The following is a 1503-nucleotide window of genomic DNA, read 5'->3' as shown; positions in this document are numbered from 1 at the left end:
CGCAGATGTGCCGTAAAATGCATGCCGCGCCGCTGACACCAGCGGGCCTTGCTATCGATGGCGTCGAGATTGGGGCCGCGAAGATCATCGTATTAGCAAGGCCAAGCACGAAGATGGCGACCTGTCCTGAATGCGGTGCCGTTTCGGATCGGATCCATAGCCGCTACAGGCGGCGCCTGATCGATTTGCCTGCCCACGGTCGAATCGTCGAGATCAATGTTGAGACACGCCGGTTTCGATGTGTCAGAACGGGCTGCCGGCGGCGCATTTTTGTCCAGCGCCTCGGCGACGCGGTCGCATTGCCCTCAGCCCGGCGAACGGTGCGAATGGATGGCATCGTGCATCGCCTCGGGCTCGCACTGGGTGGGCGTCCCGGACATAACTTGGCAAGCCGCCTGGCAATCCCGGTCAGTAAAGATACCTTGCTTAGAACGGTTCGCCGGCGCGCGGCACGCCCTCGCGACCCCTTGCGCGCGGTCGGCATTGACGACTGGGCCTGGCGCAAAGGATGCCAGTACGGTACCGTCATCTGTGATCTCGAGCGCCGCCGCATCGTTGCACTCCTGCCAGATCGCGCGAGTGGCACCAGTGCCGCCTGGCTGCGCGATCACCCCAGCATCGAGTTCATTGCCCGGGATCGTGGCGCGAGCTACGGCGACGCCGCATCCAAGGGTGCGCCCCAGGCCATACAAATCGCGGATCGTTGGCACCTCTTCGAGAACGCCAGCGCGAGCTTTCTTGATGTCGTGCGCCAGAACATGCACGCCATCCGCAAATCGTCGGCCACTGGCGACATCGACCCCGCATTACTCAGTTGTGCCGAACGCAAGCGGTGGGAGAATTTCCAACACCGCAAGAAGACGGTCGACGCGGTGTTGCGGCTGCTCGAACAGGGAACTCCACTCAAACAGATTACCCGTCGGCTTAGCCTTGCACGCCAGACCGTTCGACGTATTGCCCGAGGCGGCGGACTGGAGGTCTTCCGCAGCCGCGTGAGCATCCTCGAGCCGTACGCCGAGACGCTCGACGCGCTCTGGACGGGCGGCTGCCGGAATGGCGCCGAACTCTGGCGCCGGCTGCGGACAAAGGGATTCCAAGGATCCCTTCGGGTCGTCGCCGAATGGGTCACCCGCCGCCGCCTCGACGAGTCATCGAATCCGGCCGGGCGGATGAGGAAGACCCCGTCGGCACGCAAGATTGCGCGGCTTATGACAATCGAACGCGATCAAGTACCGAGGGATCAGGCATCGCTGATGGCAAAGATCGCGCACGATGTCCCACCGTTGCTCGAGGCCCGCGACTTGGTCGATCGCTTCCACGAAATCATGCGCCAGCAAACAGCCGCCGACCTCAATCCATGGATCGCCGCCGCGATCGCCAGTCCACTAAGCTCGTTCGCCAAGGGCATCATCGCGGATCGCGACGCCGTTCGAGCCGCAATCATCCAACCATGGTCGAACGGTCAGACCGAAGGTCAAATCACAAAGCTCAAACTGGTGAAGC

General features: G+C 62.8%; 1 protein-coding gene. It reads left to right on the top strand.

Annotation, left to right across the window (positions count from 1 at the left end; all coding sequences use genetic code 11):
• Positions 1–17 precede the first annotated feature (17 nt).
• A partial coding sequence (locus XI06_RS12945) for an ISL3 family transposase (RefSeq protein WP_271605488.1) occupies positions 18–1503 on the top strand: 1486 nt, incomplete at its 3' end.

Origin of the sequence: Bradyrhizobium sp. CCBAU 11434, assembly GCF_028128895.1 — a bacterium.
Taxonomy (GTDB): Bacteria; Pseudomonadota; Alphaproteobacteria; order Rhizobiales; family Xanthobacteraceae; genus Bradyrhizobium; species Bradyrhizobium zhengyangense.
The sequence above is the reverse complement of the archived record's forward strand: the minus strand, read 5'-3'. Positions and strand labels throughout refer to the sequence as shown.